The organism is Paraburkholderia sp. RL17-383-BIF-A, assembly GCF_046028015.1.
Taxonomy (GTDB): Bacteria; Pseudomonadota; Gammaproteobacteria; order Burkholderiales; family Burkholderiaceae; genus Paraburkholderia.
In genome coordinates this window covers 85009-100413 of the sequence record NZ_JARESR010000024.1, presented here as the reverse complement: position 1 = coordinate 100413, position 15405 = coordinate 85009, and the positions used below count along the sequence as shown (strand labels likewise).

Genomic DNA, 15405 nt, shown 5'->3' with positions numbered 1-15405 from the left:
ACGCAAACGGCAACGCTTGTCCAGGATCAGCCGAGTGCGGCTTTTGCCGTCTCTACCACGTGTTCGACGGTGAAGCCGAAATGCTTGAACAGCACGCCAGCCGGGGCCGATTCGCCGAACGTGTCGATGCCGACCACGCCGCCTTCCAGACCCACGTACTTGCGCCAGAAATCCGAAACACCCGCTTCGATCGCGACGCGGCGCACGCCTTGCGGCAGCACGCGCTCGCGGTATTCGGCGTCCTGCTTGTCGAACACAGTGGTCGACGGCATGGACACGACGCGCGCCGCGATGCCTTCGCGCGCCAGCGGCTCGACCGCGTTCAGCGCCAGTTCGACTTCCGAACCGGTGGCGATCAGGATGATCTTGCGCGCGACGATTTCGTCGTTCCAGTCGCGCAGCACGTAACCGCCCTTCTCGATGTTGGCGATCTGCGCGTCCGTGCGTTCCGAGAACGGCAGGTTCTGACGGCTGAAGATCAGGGCCGACGGGCCGTGATGTTCGACCGCGTGAGTCCAGGCCACCGCCGTCTCCACGGTATCAGCCGGACGCCACACCTGCAGGTGCGGAATCAGACGCAGGCTCGCAACATGTTCGATCGACTGGTGGGTCGGGCCGTCTTCGCCCAGACCGATCGAGTCGTGCGTGAACACGAAGATCGACGGCGCTTTCATCAGCGCGGCGACGCGCAGCGCGTTGCGGCTGTAGTCCGAGAACGTCAGGAACGTGCCGCCGAAAGCCTTGAAGCCGCCATGCAGCGCGACGCCGTTGATCGCGGCGCTCATACCGAATTCGCGCACGCCGTAGTTGACGTAGTTGCCGGCAGCCTTGCCTTCGGCATTCACGCGCACTGGCTTGGCGGCCTTCCAGTTGGTCAGGTTCGATCCGGTCAGGTCGGCGGAGCCGCCGAGCAGTTCCGGCAGCACGGCCGACAACGCCTCGATAGCCTGTTGCGATGCCTTGCGCGTTGCGACGGTTTCCGCGCGCTCGTTCGCGCCGGCAATGATCGCCTTGGCCTTTTCCTTCCAGTCGGCCGGCAACTGCTTCGCATCGCGGCGCTTGAATTCAGCGGCTTCCTGCGGATATTTGGCTGCGTACGCGGCGAACGCCTTGTCCCACTCGGCTTCGTTGCGTGCGCCGGCTTCCTTTGCGTCCCATGCGGAGTAGACCTCTTGCGGGATCACGAACGGTTCCCACTTCCAGCCGATCTTCTCGCGCGTGGCCGCGACTTCCTTGTCGCCGAGCGCCGAGCCGTGCGAATCGTGGCTGCCCGCCTTGTTCGGCGAGCCTTCGCCGATCACCGTCTTGCAGCAGATCAGCGTGGGCTTGTCGGATTGCTTGGCCTGCTTGATGGCTGCGTCGACTGCCTCGACGTCGTGGCCGACCACGTTCGGGATCACGTTCCAGCCATACGCCTCGAAGCGCTTCGGCGTGTCGTCGTGGAACCAGTGCACCACTTCGCCGTCGATCGAGATGCCGTTGTCGTCGTAGAACGCGATCAGCTTGTTCAGCTTCAGCACGCCCGCGAGCGAGCACGCTTCGTGCGAGATGCCTTCCATCAGGCAGCCGTCGCCGACGAACACGTACGTGTGGTGGTCGACGATGGTTGCGTCAGGCTTGTTGAACTCGGTCGCGAGCAGCGACTCGGCGAGCGCCATGCCGACCGCATTCGCCAGACCCTGGCCGAGCGGGCCCGTGGTCGTTTCGACGCCCGGCGTGATGCCGTATTCCGGGTGGCCCGGCGTCTTCGAATGCATCTGGCGGAAGTTCTTCAGCTCTTCGATCGGCAGATCGTAGCCGGTGAGGTGCAGCAGCGAATACAGCAGCATCGAGCCGTGGCCGTTCGACAGCACGAAACGGTCGCGATCGGCCCATTGCGGGTTCTTCGGGTTGTGGCGCAGATGACGCGACCACAAAGCCACGCCGATTTCGGCCATGCCCATCGGCATGCCGGGGTGGCCGGAGTTCGCTTTTTGAACGGCGTCCATGGACAACGCGCGGATTGCGTTGGCCATCAAGGAAGTGGGTGCGGGAGACGGGGTCGTCATGTCGAGTCCGGAGACAGAGTCAGAAGGCGGTACGCGCTTGAGGCCCGGATGCTCGAATGCCAGCTCACTCGGGCGCACGGTGCGGCGCCAGGAGACGCGAAACGGGCAGAGCAAACGGACAAGGCTGAAAGCGTGACATTCTAACAGAACGTTGCCCGCCCCCCGCCCCGAAAGCCGACGGGTCGCGCGGCTCGGTGTGTCCGCCGAGGCCGCGCCGTGCTTCGCCCTTTACAATTGCACAACCTCAACCCACCGCGCTCCGCACGGAGCCCGCCAGCCGTGAGCGCTCCGCTGCTGTTCCGACCGAGTCCCGACGCCGTCTACGGATTTCCGCATGCGAAGCGGGTGGCGCACGCCGATTCACCTTTCCAGCGGATCGAAGTCTGGGACACGCCGCAGCTCGGCCGGCTCTTCACGCTCGACGGCCGTCCGATGACGTCCGCCGGCGACGAGTTCATCTATCACGAATGCATGGTGCACCCGGCCGCGCTGGCGCATCCATCGCCGCAAGCGGCGCTCGTGCTGGGCGGCGGCGACGGCGGCGCCGCGCGGCAATTGCTGAGGCATGCGGGTATCGAACGGATCGTGGTGGCGGAGTTGGACGCCGAAGTGGTCCGCCTGACGCGCGAGCATCTGCCGGAAGTGCACGGTGGCGCCTTCGACGACCCTCGCGTCGAACTGGTGATCGGCGACGCCGCGCATTACGTCGAAGCCGCGGCGCCGGCGCAATTCGATCTGGTCGTGTTCGACCTGACGCCGCCCGACTCACCCGCTGCCGGCCTCTACACGCAAGCCTTCTATCAGCAGCTCAAGCGGAGCATGAGCCCGACGGCCGCCGTCTCCGTACACCTCGGCTCGCCGTATTTTCACGGTGAGCGCATTGCGCGCCTGCTCGGCGACCTGCGCGCGGCGTTCGCCATTGTCCGCACCATGAGCACGTTCATCCCTCTGTACGGCTCGCTCTGGATGATGGCCACCGCCAGCGACACGCTCGACCCGGCCGCCCTCACCGCCGATACGCTCGCGGCCCGCCTCGCCGCGCGCCAGATCGACGACCTGATGCACTACGACACGGCCACGCACGCCGGACTGTTCTCGGCATCCCGCTCAGTGCGCGATAAACTAAGTCAATTCTTAAAGCCAGCAAGCTAACGCGTGGGCAAAATGCTCGGTTCCGTCGGACTGCGCTATCGGCATCTCGATGCGCGACCGTCCGCCTGGACTTGCCGCCTATGCCCCGCCAACCCTTTGGATCCGGAGAACTCCATGACCGCCTCCCGCCCCGCCGGTGTGCCTTGGTTGACCCCCTATCTGACGGTGCGCGATGCACGTGCCGCGTCCGCGTTCTTCACAGCGGCGTTCGGCTTCGAAGTGCGCGACAGTGTCCAGGACGACGGTGTCGTCATGCATGTCGAGATGACCTACCAGGGCCAGTTGATCGTGATGTTCGCACCGGAAGGCGCGTTCGGCTCGGCTGCGAAAACACCGAAAAGCGCGGGCGCGATCGCACCGCAATCGTTCTATGTCTATGTCGACGATGTCGACGCGATTTACGCGCGGGCGCTGGCCGCCGGCGCAAAATCGCTGAGCGAGCCACAGGATCAGTTCTGGGGCGACCGCTTCGCCCAGGTCGAAGATCTGGACGGCTACCGCTGGGCGCTCGCTCGCCACCTTTCGTGAACCAATGAGTATTTTTCTGATGCCACGCTTCTTCGTCGGAACGCCCCTTCGACCCGACGACATCATGCAGCTTCCCGATGACGTCGTTCGGCATGTGCTCGTGCTGCGTTTGCAGCCCGGCGATTCCATCGTGCTGTTCAATGGCGAAGGCGGCGAATATAGCGCCGAACTCGTCGAGGTCGAGCGCCGCTCGGCCAAGGTAAGAATCCGCGAATTCCGCAATATCGAAGTCGAGGCGCCGTATCGCCTCACGCTCGCGCAGGGCATCGCCGGCGGCGACAAGATGGACTGGCTGATCGAAAAGGCCGTCGAACTCGGCGCGGCAGCCTTTGTGCCGCTGACCACCACCCGCAGCGTCGTGCGTCTGTCGGGCGAGCGCGCGCAGCGGCGCCATGCGCATTGGCAAGGGATCGTGCGGGCGTCGTGCGAGCAGTGCGGGCGCAATCGCCTGCCGGAAGTCATGCCGGTGCGCGAGATCGCCACCTGGCTGGGCGCCATGCCTCGCACGCCTGACGAAGGCGACTTGCGCATTCTGCTGTCGCCGCGGGCCAGTATCAGCTTTTCCGCGTTGCCCGCCGAGCCGCCAAAAGGCCGCGTGACAGTGCTGGTCGGCCCGGAAGGCGGCTTTTCCGCCGCAGAGGAAGCAGCCGCGACCGACCACGGATTCACTGCCGTCGGCCTCGGCCCGCGCGTGATGCGCACTGAAACTGCCGGCATCGCCGTGCTCTCGGCGCTGGCGGCCGGCTGGGGCGGCTGGTAAGCCGTCTGCGTGCAGGGTTTGCCGCATGCATGGATCGGGGCGGCGCAGGTCACGTCGGCATCTACAGCAGCAAAAACAAAGGCCCGCCATTGGCGGGCCTTTGTCACTTAGCCCAAGCAGGAAACGCTCGGGCAAAAATACAAACGAAAATCTCAGGCGAACGAGTAAAACACGCGGAATGCCACCTTGCGCTCGGCCCAGAATTCGGAGGCTTCGCGGAACACGTCCAGCAGCGTTTCGCGCCCTTCCTTGTCGAACTTCTGCGCCACCGGCAACTGCTCGAGGACAATCACGAAGCCCGGCTGCGCACCCGCCTTATGAACCAGATCGGTCAAACAGTCGTAAAGCGCGTCGTAATTCTTGCCGAAGTGTTTCGGAAACAGGAACGACGTCGCGATAGTCTCCAGCACTTCCTGTTTGGACTGCGCATTGGCGCAATACGCATACAGAAAATGCTGGCCGAGCTGGTTGGCCTCGTCGGCCAGATCCTGCACGCGGAACGCGCGGATCGACTGTACGATGTTCGGTCGTACGGTCTTGAAAAGACTCATGGGCTCCTCGTTCGATGAAACCACAGTGCCTGCTTCGCTCTGGTTCTCGCGGCCCTGATCGGCGGCTCGCATCTGCATGACGCGCTGGAACAGATTGCCGTCGCCGGCCGCGAAAAGATCCGTCGCGACTCCGGAGTCGTGCGCGTAGACGTTGTCGCTCATGCCGTTCATCCCGATGTCATTCAACAATACGATTAAAACTGGTGTAGTGGTCGTCCGAGTAGTAACAATTGTCGGTTCGCTTCAGCGGACCTCCGCAGACGATGCGACGCGCCCCGCGATTACGTGAGCGAGGCGTGGAAACGGTGTATTCGTGGTAATAGCCGCGCCGATGGGCCGGCAGCAACCGTTCGCGATTGCCGAATACGATGCCGTCCTTCTCATACGGGTAAGGCCCGCCTGCGGCAATCAAGTTCAATGTATTGACCGCTTCGCGTGGCAACTGCGCCAGCGCGATCGTGCCCTGAAACTGCGCGTTCGAGTCGGCGGGCGCCGTGGAGTCGCGTGCATACGCGCCAGGCACGGGGCCAGATAGAGCGCACAGCGTAACAGCACTGATCAGCACGCCTTTCATGCGTTGCCACTTGCGTGCCATGTATCAAGGTTCCCCGCTGTTAGATCACGAGTTTGACGACCATGAAAGACGTAAGGGTATCGCTAATGGCCCCCGGAATCAACGCTCGCCAGCCGACCCCAAACTTGCAATCAGGCGGGAATGGCCCACCGGAGGGACTTTGACGACTTTTGACAGAATAAATAGCTTAGTCAAGCTAAAATTTATTCTAACGGTGCAAATGGAGTGAAGGCGGGCGTGTGAGGGGGTGGTCGGCAGGCCGCTGCGTCTGCGTCTGCAAGCATCTGAATGCGCCGTTGCAATGGCTTATAGCCGTTGAGCGCTCTTTGAAGGCGGAATTTTGTCTGACTTGCCGTTTTTAGGGTGAGGTATCCCCTGTTCACCCTGAGGCGTGCCCGTTGCGGGCACGCCTTTTTTTTCAAAGCGCGGACGTTCCCGCGCCATGCTTTGTCTGGATCGCGAATTAACGCGCCGCGATCACATCCGCCACCAGCAGCGCCGTCATGTTGACGATCCGGCGCACCGTCGCCGAAGCCGTCAGCACGTGCACCGGCTTGGCCGCGCCCAACAGCATCGGACCAATCGCGATGTTGTTGCCCGCGGCGGTCTTCAGCAGGTTGTACGAGATGTTGGCCGCGTCGATGTTCGGCAGCACCAGCAGGTTCGCGTCGCCTTCGAGCGTTGAGTCGGGCATCACTTCGCGGCGCAGATTCGCGTCGAGCGCGATGTCGCCGTGCATTTCGCCGTCCACCTGCAGGTCCGGCGCGCGTTCGCGCAGGATGGCCAGCGTGTCGCGCATCTTCTGCGCGGTCGGCGCGTTGCTGGTGCCGAAGTTCGAATGCGACAGCAGCGCGATCTTCGGCTCGATACCGAAACGGCGCACTTCTTCCGCCGCCATGATCGTGATTTCGGCGAGTTGCTCCGGCGTAGGATCGACGTTCACGTGCGTATCCACGAGGAAGATCTGACGATTCGGCAGGACCAGCGCGTTCATCGCCGCGTAGACCTTCGCGCCTTCCTTCTTGCCGATCACCTGATCGATGAAGTGCAGGTGCCGATGCGTGGTCGACACCGTGCCGCAGATCATGCCGTCGGCTTCGCCCTTTTCCACCAGCATCGCGCCGATCAGCGTGGTGCGGCGGCGCATTTCGAGCTTGGCCATCTGCGCGCTGATGCCCTTGCGCGACATCATCTTGTGATATTCCTGCCAGAAGTCGCGGTAACGCTCGTCGTGGTCGGTGTTCACGACCGTGTAGTCCTGACCCGCGACCAGACGCAGACCGTAGCGCGCAATACGCTGCTCGATCACAGCCGGGCGGCCGATCAGAATCGGCTTGGCCAGCTTTTCGTCGACGATGATCTGCATCGCGCGCAGCACGCGCTCTTCTTCGCCTTCCGCGAACACAATGCGCTTCTTCTCCGGCTCGACGCCGCGCGCCAGCTGGAAAATCGGCTTCATGGTCGTGCCGCTGTGATACACGAACTGCTGCAGATGCTGTTCGTAAGCATCCATGTCCTCGATCGGACGCTCGGCGACGCCCGAATCCATCGCGGCCTTCGCCACGGCCGGCGCGACCTTGACGATCAGGCGCGGATCGAACGGCTTCGGAATCAGATACTCAGGGCCGAACGACAGGTCCTGAATGCCATACGCCGTCGCGACGATATCGCTCTGCTCCTGGCGCGCCAGTTCGGCGATCGCATTGACCGCCGCGATTTCCATTTCCCGCGTCACCGTGGTCGCGCCCGCATCCAGCGCGCCGCGGAACAGGAACGGGAACACCAGCACGTTGTTCACCTGGTTCGGGTAGTCCGTGCGGCCCGTGCACAGCACGGCGTCCGGACGCACTTCCAGTGCGAGTTCCGGCAGGATTTCCGGCGTCGGGTTGGCCAGCGCCAGAATCAGCGGCTTGTCCGCCATTTGCTTGACCATGTCCTGCTTGAGCACGCCGCCGGCCGAGAGGCCGAGGAAAACGTCCGCGCCGCCGATCGCTTCGGCAAGCGTGCGGGCGTCGGTTTCACGCGCGAAACGCTCCTTGTCCGGGTCCATCAGTTCGACGCGGCCCTTGTAGACCACGCCGGCCAGGTCGGTGACGGTGATGTTTTCGAGCGGCAAGCCGATGTCGACCAGCAGGTCCAGACAGGCCAGCGCCGCCGCGCCCGCGCCCGAGGACACCAGTTTGACTTCCTTGATGTCCTTGCCGACCACCTTCAGACCGTTGGTGATGGCCGCCGCGACGACGATCGCCGTGCCGTGCTGGTCGTCGTGGAAAACCGGAATCTTCATGCGCTTGCGGCATTCGCGTTCGACGATGAAGCAGTCCGGCGCCTTGATGTCTTCGAGGTTGATGCCGCCGAAGGTCGGCTCCAGCGCCGCGATCACGTCGACCAGCTTGTGCGGGTCGGACTCGTTCAGTTCGATATCGAACACGTCGATGCCGGCGAATTTCTTGAACAGGACGGCCTTGCCTTCCATGACCGGCTTCGAGGCGAGCGGCCCGATGTTGCCCAGACCGAGCACCGCGGTGCCGTTCGTGACCACGCCGACCAGGTTGCTGCGCGCGGTGAAGCGCGCGGCGTTCAGCGGGTTCTCGACGATTTCCTCACACGCGAATGCCACGCCCGGCGAGTACGCCAGCGCGAGGTCGCGTTGGTTGATCATCTGCTTGGTCGGGGCGATCGCGATCTTCCCGGGGGTGGGAAACTCGTGGTAATCGAGGGCGGCTTCGCGGAGTTTGCTATTGACGGGAGTCGACATAAGGCGGGCTTCGAAGGGCAGATTAGAATAGACGTTCGACGGCATTGTAGCCCCAATTGCCGGCCCAATTCCTTCAATACGGGTACAACTGCCGCGACTGAAACAGAGCGAAAGGCTGGCGTAACCTGCTGGCGCCCGAACGTCACCCGTCTCGGAGTTGCCGGCGGATCGAGTCTCGACCCTTTGTGCACTTCGTACAATGCGCGCCGTTAGCCGAACTTCGCGGCACTTATCCGTTCATCCATCGCCACCATGCTCTCCGAGTTTTCGCTGATCGATCGCTTCTTCGCCCGCCGCGCTGCGGCGCGGCCCTCCGACGCCGCGGGCGGCACGCTCGGCATCGGCGACGACTGTGCGCTGCTCGCGCCGCCCGCAGGCGAAATGCTGGCGATTTCGACGGACATGCTCGTCGAAGGCCGCCACTTCTTTCCTGACGTCGATCCCGAGGCGCTGGGTCACAAAGCGCTGGCGGTCAATCTGTCGGACCTCGCCGCCATGGGCGCCAAACCGCTGGCGTTCACGCTGGCGTTCGCCCTGCCGAAAGCGGATGAAGCGTGGCTCGCCGCGTTCAGCGAAGGGCTGTTCGCGCTGGCCGAACGCTACGGCTGCGAATTGGTCGGCGGCGATACGACGGGGGGCCCGCTGAATTTGTGCATCACCGTGTTCGGCAGCGTGCCGCCGCGCGCGGCGCTGCGCCGCGACGCCGCGCAGCCGGGTGACGATATCTGGATTTCCGGCACGCTCGGCGACGCGCGCGCCGGCCTCGGCGTGCAGCGCGGTGAGTGGTCCGCGGATGCCAGCGACGCTGCGACGTTTCGTCGCGCCCTCGAACGCCCGGAGCCACGTGTCGCGCTCGGGCTGGCACTGCGAGGCATCGCCCACGCGGCGCTCGACCTCTCGGACGGCCTCGCCGGCGACCTGCTGCACATCCTCGAACGATCGAATCTTCGAGCCGCCGTCGACGTCGACGCCGTGCCGCGCTCGGACGCGCTGCGCCGCCTCTCGCCCGAGATCCAGCGCCGCTGCACGCTCGCCGGCGGCGACGACTACGAGCTGTGTTTCACCGCGCCGGCCTCGGCGCGCGCCTCGATCGAAGCGGCAGGTCGCGAGGTGGGTGTGCCGGTCACCCGCATCGGTACAATAAGCGCTCTCCAGGCGGCGGCCGAGCGCCCGGCGATCAGCTGGCACGACACCGCTGGCGCGCCGCTCACACTGACGTTGCAAGGCTTCGACCACTTTCATGCAGACTGATCCCCCGCTCGGCGCTGCCGACAAACTCATCGGCGGCGAACCGCCCCGCGCGCCGCGCGCGCCCGATCCGCGTCCGCCGGGCCGTCAGCCGCGCCGTGCCACCGCGCGCTTCATGCTGTCGCATCCGCTGCACATCCTGTCGCTGGGGTTTGGCAGCGGCTTGTCGCCAGTCGCGCCGGGCACGATCGGCACGCTCTTCGCGTGGGCCTCGTTCGCCGTCCTGAGCCGCTACCTGACGGTGGTCGAATGGGGCGCGCTGATCGTCGCCGGCTTCTTCGGCGGGATTGCGATTTGCGGGTTTACCGCGAAGAAGCTCGGCATCGACGATCCGTCGCCCGTGGTGTGGGACGAAATCATCGCCTTCTGGCTGGTGCTGCTGATGGTCACGCCGGTCACGCTGACCGGCCAGCTGTGGGCGTTCATCGTGTTCCGCTTCTTCGACATGGTGAAACCGCCGCCCATCGGTTATTTCGATCGACGTCTGAAAGGTGGCTTTGGCATCATGTTCGATGACCTGGTCGCCGCGTTTTTCACGCTGCTCGTGATTGCGCTCTGGCGCATGTCCGTATAACCGTTGCCCGGCGGCCCGCGCGCCGCCGGGCAGCCACCGCCGGTCCCCTGCTCTCCGGATTGACGCCATGCCTACCGATTCCGTCGTTCATCAGCTCGCCATTCGCGTGAGCAACCGTCTGCGCGACGAGCGCCTGATGCTCGTCACCGCCGAGTCCTGCACGGGCGGCATGGTGGCGACCGCAATCACCGACATTTCCGGCAGCAGCGGCTGGTTCGAGCGCGGCTTCGTCACGTATTCGAATCAGGCGAAGAGCGAAATGATCGGCGTGCCCGCCGAGTTGATCGAGAAGCACGGCGCGGTGAGCGAGCAGGTGGCGCGCGCCATGGCCGAAGGCGCGCTGCGCAATAGCCGCGCGCAGGTTTCGCTGTCGATTACCGGCGTCGCCGGTCCGGGTGGCGGCACCGAGACCAAGCCGGTCGGCATGGTGTCGTTCGGCTGGAGCAACCGGCTGCATACGTCGGTGGAAACGAAGATTTTCAAGGGCGACCGCGAAAAGATTCGCGTGCAGGCCGCCGCACATGCCTTGCGCGGGGTACTCGCCTTGCTCGACGAGCGCGAGCATTAACCCTTCTTCAACGCGGAAAGCCCATGCCTGATTCGCGCGCAGTCAAAGACGAACTGGTCCGCCGCCTCGATCTCAAGCCGCATCCCGAAGGCGGATTTTTTAGCGAAACATATCGGTCGGCGGAGCGCGTGATGCGCGACAAAAACGGCGGCGGTTCCACGGAAACCCGCTCGGCGTCGACAGCGATCTACTACCTGCTCAGTGACGGCGCGCATTCGGCGTGGCATCGGATCAAATCCGACGAGGTCTGGCATTTCTATGCGGGCGAGCCGTTGCACGTTCACGTGCTCGACGAGACCGGCGCGCTGGTGACGCACAGACTCGGCAACGCGCTGACGCATGCCGACGCTGTGTTTCAGGCCGTGGTGCCCGCAGGTTTGTGGTTCGCGGCGGAGTGCGCGGATCCGGCGACCTTCGCGCTGGTGGGCTGCACCGTCGCGCCGGGTTTTGAATTCAGCGAATTCGAGCTGGCGGATGTCGATGCGCTGAAAGCGCGGCATCCGCAGCATGCGGCGTTGATCGAGCGGCTAGGGCCCGTTTGAACCCCACCCGCTCATGAAGCTGTCTTCGAAAAAACAGCCTGCGATTACCGGAACGCGTTGATCCGGTCGCGCGTTTCCATCGCGGCCTTCGCTGCGGCTTCGGCGAAATCGTCACCCTTGCCCGCGTAGATAATCGCCCGCGACGAGTTGATCAGCATGCCCGTGCCATTCGCGGTACGGCCGGCGTTGACCGTGGCTTGCACGTCGCCGCCTTGCGCGCCGATGCCCGGAATCAGCAGCGGCATATCGCCGACAATCCCCCGCACCACTTCGATTTCCTTCGGGAACGTCGCGCCGACCACCAGGCCCAGTTGGCCGCTTGCATTCCATTTGTCAGCCGCCAGTTGCGCGACGACCTGATACAGCGGACGGCCGCCCGTTTCCAGGAATTGCAGATCGGAGCCACCCGCGTTCGACGTGCGGCACAGCACGATGACGCCTTTGCCTTCGTGCTCCAGATACGGCTGGATCGAATCGAAACCCATGTACGGATTCACCGTGACCGCGTCGGCCTGATAGCGCTCGAACGCCTCGCGCGCATATTGCTCGGCGGTGCTGCCGATGTCGCCGCGCTTCGCATCCAGAATCACCGGCAGCCCCGGATGGTTCGCGTGAATGTGGGCGATCAACTGCTCGAGCTGGTCTTCCGCGCGATGTGCCGCGAAGTAGGCAATCTGCGGTTTGAACGACGACGCATACGGCGCCGTTGCGTCGACGATCGTGCGGCAGAAGTCGAAAATCGCTTCGGGCCGGCCCGCGAGCGCGCCCGGGAATTTGCTGGGCTCGGGATCGAGGCCGACGCACAGCAGCGAGTTGGTGCGCTGCCAGGCGTCGTTAAGTGTCTGGATGAAATTGGACATGGTGGGTCTCGCGGCGAGCAGGAAAACGGAAGAGGCGCGTATTTTACCTGTCATGCAGAGCGGGCCGCGCTGCGAGCGTGCGCAGCGTTGGTCCGGAGCGAGATGCGGACAGGCGAGGCTAGCGTCCGCAACGCGCCCTAGGTGCGCACGGCATCGGCCTGGCGCTCGCGAAGCGTGCGAGCCGATTGCCCGCAGCGCATCAGGGCATGCACACGTCCGCCCTGTCGCGCCACCCTCGCCCGCTACTGCTTGCGCTTCGAGCCGCGCGCTCCCGGCATCGAGCGCAAACCGGTGCGCTCGACGGTGAAGCGGAACGTGCGCGTGAGACGCTCGCCGCGTCCCAGCAAGGTCATGCCGTTTTCACTCGCGCCGCCGGCCAGATTCATCGCGTTGATCGGATGATCGACGGGTTCGAAGCAGAAGAAGTCTTCGCCCGGCGGCGTGTATAGCACGTAGTAGTCGGTATCGGCGGCAATGTTCAGCGACAGGCGGCGCTTGGGCCACACCACCGCCGCCTGGCCGCTCCAGCCGGTGAAAGCGTGATTGACGATGGTTTCCGGCAGCGGATACGCCACGCCGAATTGCCAGGCGGGCGGCGCCGGCACGTGCCGCACGGGCAGCCAGTCGTCGCCGGAGAGCCACAGGCCGCCGGCCGCCGCCGACAACTCGGTGTCCGCGTCACGCACGAAGAAGGGATGTACGCCCAGCCCAAAAGGCAGCGCTTCACGCCCGGCGTTTTCGATTTCGAGCGTCACGACGAGCGTCGGGCCGTCCAGCGTATAGGTTTGCGTCGCACTGTATGCGTAGGGCTTGCCATCGCGGCGATCGAGCGTGAGCCGCACGTTTTCACGGTCCGACTCGGCGACCTGCCAGGCCGATTGCCAACCGTCGCCGTGAATCGGCAGGGGTTCGTCGGCGCGATTGCGCGGCACCTCGACGCGACGGCCCGCCACGTTGAAATGGCCGCCGCCGATCCGGTTCGAATACGGCAGCAGCGGATAGCACGCGAGTTCGTTCGGCTGCGTATCGACCCCGACATGGCGGCAGCGCCGGAAGATCGGCGTGAGCGCGCCGTCGTTGCGCCAGTCGAAACGGGTGACGCCGCCACCGAGCGTCGGCGCGACATCGAGACGCAAATGCGCATTGGCGAGCGTAATGCACGCGACATCGCCGCCGCTGGTTTCGCCGACGGCCACCGCCGACGTGCTGGGACCCGGAAGCACCGGATTGGCCGCCGCGGCGAGTCGCGAGCGTCGGCTCTGAGAGGTCTGTGGGGAGGAGGAAACGAGATTCGCAACAGTCATATCTGGCTCCATCGAGAGGCTTGGGACGTTGCCGTCATTGCTGACGGATGCTGTAGGGCGATTTTCTTGACCGGGTCGCCTCTGGGTCCGAACTGCATGCTGCCGATTTGCTGCCACTGGTATTGCAACATCAACTTGCGACACACTTTCAGATTCAATGCCTCATTGCGCTTCGTTGCTGCGTTGCTTCGTTGCTGCCTCGAGACCGAGGCAGCGTCATTCTGCGCTAAGCAGGCGCGCCTTGGAACACCGGTTCCGGCAAACCACGCCGTCCGGGCGTCGCGATGAACACGCCGCCCGCCCGCGTATCGTCGGCGAGCGCGGCAGCATCGAGGTCGCAACGCGCGCTCGTAATGTACAGCGTGCCGAGTTGCGCCCCGCCCAGCGCGACGCAACTGGGCTGCGCGGTCGGCACGTCGACGCGCTCCGTTTCCACGCCGTCCGGGCCATAACGCACCACCCGCCGGCCGCCCCACTGCGCGTTCCACAGCCCGCCGTCGCGATCGACAGTCGAGCCGTCGGGTTCGCCGGTGGCGTCGGTCAGGCGCGTGAAGAGGCGATCGTTGGCGACGCTGCCATCCGCGCGATAGTCGCAGACGCGGATTTCGCGCGTGGGCGAATCGCAGTAGTACATCGTCGCGCCGTCGGGACTGAACGCGATGCTGTTCGAGATCGCCGGCGCGGGCAGCGGCAAACGCTCCAGCGACAAATCGTGATTGAGACGGTAGAACCCGCCGACGGGCTGCACCGGCGCGCTCTCATCTTTGGTCCCGAACACGAAGCGGCCCTGACGGTCGCAGCGGCCGTCGTTCACGCGCGTGTTCAAACCGGGTTCGACGTCGACGATGCGCCGTGTCTCGCCGGTAGCCAGATCGAAGAACGCGAGATGCGTGGCGAGACCAAGCAACAGGTAATGCGGATCGGCGCACAGCGCAAACGTGGCAAGCCGCTCGGGCATGCGCCAGAACGTGCTGCGGCCGTCGCTCGGGTCATAGCGCCACAGGCGCGCGCCTTCGATATCCGTCCAGTAGAAGCGGCCGGTTTGCGCGCACCATGTCGCGCCTTCGCCGAGCGTGCACTTCGTGTCGAGCAGCAGCGCCGCGCGCTGTGCAGCCGCGCCTGACGAAGCGTTCGCACTCACGCCCAGCCTCCGTCGACGATGATGTCCTGCGCGGTGATCATCTTGCTGTCGTCGGCGGCGAGGAAGAGCGCCATGCGGGCGAGGTCGGCCGGTTCCAGCTCGGCGTCGATACACTGCCCTTCCTTGATCGAGCGACGGCCCGCGTCGTCGAGCCACAGGCGCCTCTGCTTCTCGGTCATCACCCAGCCCGGCACGAGCGTATTGACGCGGATATTGAAGTGACCGAGGTCGCGCGCGAGACCGCGCGTCAAACCCTGCACCGCCGACTTCGACATGACATACACCGGATAGCCGCCGTTCTTCAACATCCAGCTGATCGAACCGAGGTTGATGATCGAGCCGCTGTTGGCCGCCTTCATGTCTTCCATCACCGCTTGCGCCGCGAAGAACTGGTGACGGATATTCACCGCGATGCCCGCGTCGAACGACTCGCGCGTGACTTCGCCGATCGTGTGGCGTTTGTCATTCGCGGCGTTGTTCACCAGCACCTGAATGGGCCCAAGCGTGGCCTTCACGTCGGCGATCGCTTTTTGCAGCGCGTCGATATCGGTGAGATCGCACGGCAAAAACAGCGGCTTGTGCTTCGAATCGCCGAGTTCGTCGGCGAGCGCTTCACCGGCGCTCGCATCGATATCGAAGAACGCGACGCGTGCGCCTTGCGCCGCAAAATGCTCGACGAACGATGCGCCGATGCCGGTCGCGCCGCCCGTGATCAATACCGTGCGATCCACAAGACTCGGATAGCGTGCGAAGGTGCTGTCCGCGAGACGGGCGTTTGCATTGGCCGGAGACGACAT

The 15405-nt window shown here is 64.6% G+C and carries 15 protein-coding genes; 7 read left to right on the top strand and 8 right to left on the bottom strand.

Annotation, left to right across the window (positions count from 1 at the left end; all coding sequences use genetic code 11):
* Positions 1-26 precede the first annotated feature (26 nt).
* Positions 27-2048, bottom strand: coding sequence for a transketolase (gene tkt / locus P0D71_RS24740; RefSeq protein ID WP_091799099.1), 2022 nt, complete (start codon positions 2046-2048; stop codon positions 27-29).
* 279 nt (positions 2049-2327) lie between these two features.
* Here tkt and speE point away from each other — a divergent pair, with 279 nt between their 5' ends.
* The 3 genes from speE (at position 2328) to P0D71_RS24725 (ending at position 4488) form a co-directional block, all read left to right on the top strand.
* Positions 2328-3200 (top strand): polyamine aminopropyltransferase, encoded by an 873-nt coding sequence (gene speE / locus P0D71_RS24735; protein WP_408482573.1) that lies wholly within the window; start codon positions 2328-2330, stop codon positions 3198-3200.
* A 114-nt stretch (positions 3201-3314) separates the two neighbouring features.
* Positions 3315-3728, top strand: a complete 414-nt coding sequence (locus tag P0D71_RS24730; protein ID WP_011489849.1) for a VOC family protein — start codon at positions 3315-3317, stop codon at positions 3726-3728.
* Positions 3729-3747: 19 nt separating this feature from the next.
* Positions 3748-4488 carry a 16S rRNA (uracil(1498)-N(3))-methyltransferase gene (locus P0D71_RS24725; RefSeq protein ID WP_408482588.1) on the top strand — a complete coding sequence of 247 codons (741 nt, stop codon included), beginning with the start codon at positions 3748-3750 and terminating at the stop codon, positions 4486-4488.
* 152 nt (positions 4489-4640) lie between these two features.
* Here the strand turns inward: P0D71_RS24725 and P0D71_RS24720 are convergent, their stop codons facing one another.
* The 3 genes from P0D71_RS24720 to P0D71_RS24710 all read right to left on the bottom strand — a co-directional run bounded on the left by P0D71_RS24720 (position 4641) and on the right by P0D71_RS24710 (position 8416).
* The gene (locus P0D71_RS24720) at positions 4641-5201 is read right to left on the bottom strand and encodes a barstar family protein (RefSeq protein ID WP_091801013.1); all 561 of its coding nucleotides are present in this window, start codon (positions 5199-5201) and stop codon (positions 4641-4643) included.
* 16 nt (positions 5202-5217) lie between these two features.
* On the bottom strand, positions 5218-5634 hold the full coding sequence (locus tag P0D71_RS24715; protein ID WP_408301185.1) for a ribonuclease: 417 nt from the start codon (positions 5632-5634) through the stop codon (positions 5218-5220).
* Between the two features lie 442 nt (positions 5635-6076).
* On the bottom strand, positions 6077-8416 hold the full coding sequence (locus tag P0D71_RS24710; protein WP_091799086.1) for an NADP-dependent malic enzyme: 2340 nt from the start codon (positions 8414-8416) through the stop codon (positions 6077-6079).
* A gap of 207 nt (positions 8417-8623) precedes the next feature.
* Between P0D71_RS24710 and thiL the strand changes: the two genes are divergently transcribed.
* The 4 genes from thiL (at position 8624) to P0D71_RS24690 (ending at position 11303) form a co-directional block, all read left to right on the top strand.
* On the top strand, positions 8624-9622 hold the full coding sequence (gene thiL / locus P0D71_RS24705) for a thiamine-phosphate kinase (protein WP_408482571.1): 999 nt from the start codon (positions 8624-8626) through the stop codon (positions 9620-9622).
* Positions 9612-10193 (top strand): phosphatidylglycerophosphatase A family protein, encoded by a 582-nt coding sequence (locus P0D71_RS24700; RefSeq protein ID WP_177205066.1) that lies wholly within the window; start codon positions 9612-9614, stop codon positions 10191-10193. Before thiL ends, P0D71_RS24700 begins: the two co-directional genes overlap by 11 nt.
* 67 nt (positions 10194-10260) lie before the next feature.
* A complete protein-coding gene (locus tag P0D71_RS24695; RefSeq protein WP_091799080.1) occupies positions 10261-10761 on the top strand; it encodes a CinA family protein in 501 nt (166 codons plus the stop codon).
* Between the two features lie 23 nt (positions 10762-10784).
* Positions 10785-11303 carry a cupin domain-containing protein gene (locus P0D71_RS24690; RefSeq protein WP_408482569.1) on the top strand — a complete coding sequence of 173 codons (519 nt, stop codon included), beginning with the start codon at positions 10785-10787 and terminating at the stop codon, positions 11301-11303.
* Positions 11304-11347: 44 nt separating this feature from the next.
* On the opposite strand, the gene pyrF is transcribed toward P0D71_RS24690, so the two are convergent.
* The 4 genes from pyrF to P0D71_RS24670 all read right to left on the bottom strand — a co-directional run bounded on the left by pyrF (position 11348) and on the right by P0D71_RS24670 (position 15405).
* The gene (gene pyrF, locus P0D71_RS24685) at positions 11348-12163 is read right to left on the bottom strand and encodes an orotidine-5'-phosphate decarboxylase (protein WP_408482568.1); all 816 of its coding nucleotides are present in this window, start codon (positions 12161-12163) and stop codon (positions 11348-11350) included.
* Between the two features lie 242 nt (positions 12164-12405).
* A complete protein-coding gene (locus P0D71_RS24680; RefSeq protein ID WP_091799071.1) occupies positions 12406-13467 on the bottom strand; it encodes an aldose 1-epimerase in 1062 nt (353 codons plus the stop codon).
* 226 nt (positions 13468-13693) lie between these two features.
* Positions 13694-14608: an SMP-30/gluconolactonase/LRE family protein gene (locus P0D71_RS24675; protein ID WP_408301178.1), complete on the bottom strand. Its 915-nt coding sequence runs from the start codon at positions 14606-14608 to the stop codon at positions 13694-13696.
* Positions 14605-15405, bottom strand: a complete 801-nt coding sequence (locus P0D71_RS24670) for an SDR family NAD(P)-dependent oxidoreductase (RefSeq protein ID WP_408482566.1) — start codon at positions 15403-15405, stop codon at positions 14605-14607. Before P0D71_RS24670 ends, P0D71_RS24675 begins: the two co-directional genes overlap by 4 nt.